Below are 4535 nucleotides of genomic sequence, written 5' to 3'. Positions count from 1 at the left end.
CCTTCGTCTCGGTCGAGCGCCTGTTCCCGCGCAATATCTGGCCGCAGCTTTTCGGCATCATCTCGGCGATTTGGGGTGTCGCCGCCTTCAGTGGCCCGATGCTCGGCGCAATCATGGTCGATTTCCTGTCCTGGCGCTGGGCCTTCGGTGTCTTCACGTTTGGCGGTGCGGCCATGGCGCTCGCAAGCTTCGCCGTGCTTGGCACGCCGCAGGCGAAGCGGCCGCAGGCCGGCGCCGGCCCGACGCCCGCCTTTCCCTTCCTGGCGCTCGGATGCCTTGCCGTCAGCGTCGTGCTGATCGCCGCCGCTGGCGTCGACATCGCCTTGCTGCGCTCGTCGCTGCTCATACTGCTCGGCCTGGCCGGCCTCGCGCTGTTCTTCCGCGTCGATGCGCTGAAGCCGCGCTCGCGCCTGTTTCCCTCGCAACTTTTTTCCTGGAATTCCGCGCTCGGCAGCGGCATGACCATGGTGGCCGCCTCCTCCGTGGCGACCTGCACCTTCGCCATTTACGGGCCGTTGCTGCTGACCACGCTGCACGGCATCCCGATCCTGACGACAGGCTATATCATCGCCGCCGAATCGATTGCCTGGTCGATCCTGTCGATCCTCGTCGCCAATGCGCCGCTGCATCGCGAGCGGTCGATCATCGTCGTCGGCGCGCTGATGATCGCCTGCGGCATTGCCGGCTTCGCCTACACGATCCCGACCGGCTCGATCCCGCTGATCCTGCTTTGCGCCCTTCTGCAGGGCGGCGGCTTCGGCGTCGCCTGGCCGTTCCTGACGCGCGTGATCGTCGCCTCGGCGCGCGAGGGCGAACAGACCATCGCCTCGGCCGCCGTGCCGACGATGCAGCGCATCGGCTATGCGGTAGGCGCCGCCCTTGCCGGCATTATCGCTAATGCCTGTGGGTTCTCCGATGGCCTGAGTCGCGAGGCGGCCGCGATCGTCGCCGGCTGGCTGTTCCTGGCTTTCGTGCCGCTCGGGATCGTCGGGTGCCTGGCCGCGCTCAGGATGTCGTTGACGGCGAACCGGCCGCAAATGGCCACGGGCTGACGTTCCAGACCACGAGCTTATCGAGAGCTGCGAGGCGGCAGACCCTCAAAGCGACGGCAGAACCTTGCGGATGTGATCGGCAAAGGCCGTGGCCGCGGGCGATCGTTCCGCATCGGCGAAAATGATCACGATACCGAGCCCGGGCAGCGGAGGAAGCGGAGCGCCGAGAATATGGAGATCGGGCGGCACCGCCCCCTCCGCCATCACGCTGATCGCCAGCCCTGACCGCGCAACGGCGATCAGCCCGGCAAGGCTGTTGGAGGCATAGGCTATCTTGTAGCGCAGGCCGGCGCGGGTCATGGCCTCGCAGGCCCCCTTGTGGTCGATCGCGTTCGACGCAGCCAGGGCGAGTGGGACGGTGTCGCCGAAATCGTAGAGTTCCAGGGTTGGCCGGCTGCCGACCCAGACCAGCGATTCCCTGCGCACGACATCCGGCGCATCGCCTGGATTGGGTGTGGAAACGAGCGCCAGATCGACCTGACGCGCATTGATGAGCGTGCGCAGTTCGACCGTCGGCGCCGAGACCACCTTGATCTCGACATCGGGATACATTGTGCCGAAACTCTTCAAGAGCGCCGGGAAGAACGCGCTCAGATAGTCTTCGGGGCTGCCGAAGATGATCGACCCATGCAGGCCCTGGTCGGAAAAGGCCGAGATCGCCTCGTCATGGATTCTGAGGATGCGCTCGGCATAGGCCAGAAAACGTTCGCCGCTGCCGGTCAGCCGCACGCCGCTGCCGCTGCGATGAAAAAGGCTCTGGCCAAGCGCTTCTTCCAATCGCTGGATCTGCATGGTCACGGCCGATTGCGTGCGCCCGACCTGCACCGCCACGGCGCTCAGCGTGCCGGAATGCGCCGCGCGCACGAATGTCGACAGGAGCTTGAGATCGAGTGGAGCCTGCATATCAAATCCATTGATATCCGGATCCGATTACTATCAATTTTACTGCACCCGCGCCAAGTGCTATCTAGTCATCTGGTCGCTTTGGTGGAGCTGGAACCATGTCAAAAAACCAGGATCGCGGGTTCTGGAATGCGGCGCAAAAGCATCTGATACGCTATGGCGGCAGCTTCGAGCCGGCAATCATCGAGCGCGCCGCGGGATCCTTCGTCTACGATGCGGATGACAAGCCCATCCTCGATTTCACCTCCGGGCAGATGAGCGCGCTGCTCGGGCATTCTCACCCCAGGATCGTCTCAACGGTGAGCCGCCAGGTCGGTCAGGTCGCGCATCTGTTCAGCGGCATGCTCTCCCGTCCCGTGGTCGAGCTTGCCGTGCGCCTGGCGGCGCTGGCGCCAGGGCTCGACCGGGTTCTGCTTTTGTCGACCGGAGCGGAATCGAACGAAGCCGCGATCCGCATGGCCAAGCTGGTGACCGGCAAGCACGAGATCGTCGCCTTTTCGAAGAGCTGGCACGGCATGACCGGCGTGGCAGCGTCAGCAACCTACAGCGCCGGCCGCAAGGGCTATGGACCTGCCGCGGTCGGCTCGCTCGCGATCCCGGCGCCGAACAGTTTTCGGCCGCGTTTCAAGCATGCCGACGGCTCGCTGGATTGGCAGACCGAGCTCGACGATGCTTTCGATCTGGTCGACAGCCAATCGACGGGCAGCCTGGCGGCCTTCGTCGCCGAACCGATCCTGTCGAGCGGCGGCATATTGGAGCTGCCGCAAGGCTACCTGGCGGCTCTCCAGCAGAAGTGCCGCGAGCGCGGCATGCTGCTGATCCTGGACGAAGCGCAGACAGGCATCGGCCGCACCGGACATATGTTCGCCTTCCAGAGGGACGGCGTTACGCCGGATATCCTGACGCTTTCCAAGACGATCGGCGCCGGCCTTCCGCTTTCGGCCGTCATGACGACGGCCGAGATCGAGGAGGAAGCGCATGCGAAAGGTTTTCTCTTCTACACCACGCATGTCTCCGATCCGCTGCCGGCGGCCGTGGGCCTGGCGGTGCTCGATGTGGTGGAAGAAGAAAAGCTCGTCGAACGGGCGCGCAACATGGGAGCGAAACTGTCCGCCGGCCTGTCCAGCCTGAAGCAGCGCTATGAATGCGTCGGCGACGTGCGCGGCCGCGGTCTCCTGCTCGGCGTCGAGATCGTCAAGGACCGCAAGGACCCTGTCCCCGACCATCAGCTTGGCGCCGCGATCGCGGCTGAGGCGTTCCGGCGCGGTCTCAGCATGAACATCGTGAAGCTTCCCGGCATGGGCGGCGTCTTCCGCATCGCGCCGCCGCTGACGATTTCCGATGAAGAGCTGGACCTCGGCCTGAAGATCATCGCCGAGTCGATCGAGGCCGGGCTCGCCGCGAACACGAGCCTTCCCGGCATCGCCGCGGAGTGACGTCGAGGGCCGGCGACCGAAGCGCCGGTTTCGGCCTCACACCACGACGGTCTGCAGCCGCTCCGCAATCAGCGCGGCAAGCCGCGCCGCCACCTCGTCCTTGCCCATCTCCGGCCACTCCTCAACGCCGGCCCTGGAGACGATGCGCACCTTGTTGCGGTCGCCGCCCATCACGCCCGATGGGCCGATGCCGCTTTCATGCGAGACGTCGTTGGCGACGATGAAGTCGGCGCCCTTTTTCTTGAGCTTGGCCTCGGCATTTGCGATGAGATCCTGCGTTTCGGCAGCGAAGCCGACGACAAGGCCAGGCCTCTGCGCATGATGGCCGATGCCGGCCAGGATGTCCGGGTTCTCGACCATCTGCAGCGCAGGCGGCCCCTCGCCCGCCACCTTCTTGATCTTCTCGCCGGCGGCGTTGGCCATGCGCCAGTCGGCGACCGCCGCGACAAAGACAGCGGCATCCGCCGGCAGCAGGCTCTCGACCGCTTCCTTCATCTGGGCGCCCGTTTCGACATGGGTGGTCGCGACGCCGGCCGGATCGGCAATGGTGACCGGACCGGAAACGAGCCGCACATCGGCGCCGAGCTTTGCCAGCGCGGCCGCGATGGCATGGCCCTGCTTGCCCGAAGAGCGGTTGGCGATGTAACGCACCGGATCGATCGGCTCATGCGTCGGCCCGGAGGTGACGATGATCCTGCGGCCGGCAAGCGGCTTCGGCTTCTCGTCAAGCATCGTCTCGATCGCGGCGACGATCTCCAGCGGTTCGGCCATGCGGCCCTCGCCCGCTTCGTTGCTTTCGGCCATCTCGCCTTTGGCGGGGCCGATAAAGGCGATGCCATCCTTCTGCAGCGTCGCCCGGTTGCGGCGTGTAGCGGCGTGCGCCCACATCTTCGGGTTCATTGCAGGGGCCATCAGCACCTTCTTGTCGGTGGCCAGCAGCACCGTCGAGGCAAGGTCATTGGCATGGCCGTTGGCAAGCTTCGCCATCAGGTCGGCGGTGGCCGGCGCCACGACCAGCAGGTCGGCCTCGCGCGACAGCCTGATATGGCCGACATCGTGCTCGTCCTTGCGGTCGAACAGGTCGGTAAAGACGTGGTCGGCCGAAAGCGCGCCGACCGACAGCGTGGTGACGAATTCCTGCGCT

General features: G+C 65.6%; 4 protein-coding genes. 2 read left to right on the top strand and 2 right to left on the bottom strand.

The genetic code is table 11. The features are described 5' to 3' along the window. The coding region (locus EOA27_RS23700; protein WP_127257373.1) for an MFS transporter at window positions 1-1052 on the top strand (1052 nt) is incomplete at its 5' end. Between the two features lie 45 nt (window positions 1053-1097). On the opposite strand, the gene EOA27_RS23695 is transcribed toward EOA27_RS23700, so the two are convergent. Then, window positions 1098-1955 (bottom strand): LysR family transcriptional regulator, encoded by an 858-nt coding sequence (locus EOA27_RS23695; RefSeq protein WP_126081406.1) that lies wholly within the window; start codon window positions 1953-1955, stop codon window positions 1098-1100. A gap of 98 nt (window positions 1956-2053) precedes the next feature. Here EOA27_RS23695 and EOA27_RS23690 point away from each other — a divergent pair, with 98 nt between their 5' ends. Beyond that, complete coding sequence (locus EOA27_RS23690) at window positions 2054-3391, top strand: aspartate aminotransferase family protein (RefSeq protein WP_126081405.1); 1338 nt, start codon at window positions 2054-2056, stop codon at window positions 3389-3391. A 36-nt stretch (window positions 3392-3427) separates the two neighbouring features. Here the strand turns inward: EOA27_RS23690 and coaBC are convergent. Then, window positions 3428-4535, bottom strand: a 1108-nt coding sequence (gene coaBC, locus EOA27_RS23685; protein ID WP_127257370.1) for a bifunctional phosphopantothenoylcysteine decarboxylase/phosphopantothenate--cysteine ligase CoaBC, incomplete at its 5' end; no start/stop codon positions are given.

Origin of the sequence: Mesorhizobium sp. M2A.F.Ca.ET.037.01.1.1 (genome assembly GCF_003998075.1) — a bacterium.
Taxonomy (GTDB): Bacteria; Pseudomonadota; Alphaproteobacteria; order Rhizobiales; family Rhizobiaceae; genus Mesorhizobium.
The sequence above is the reverse complement of the archived record's forward strand: the minus strand, read 5'-3'. Positions and strand labels throughout refer to the sequence as shown.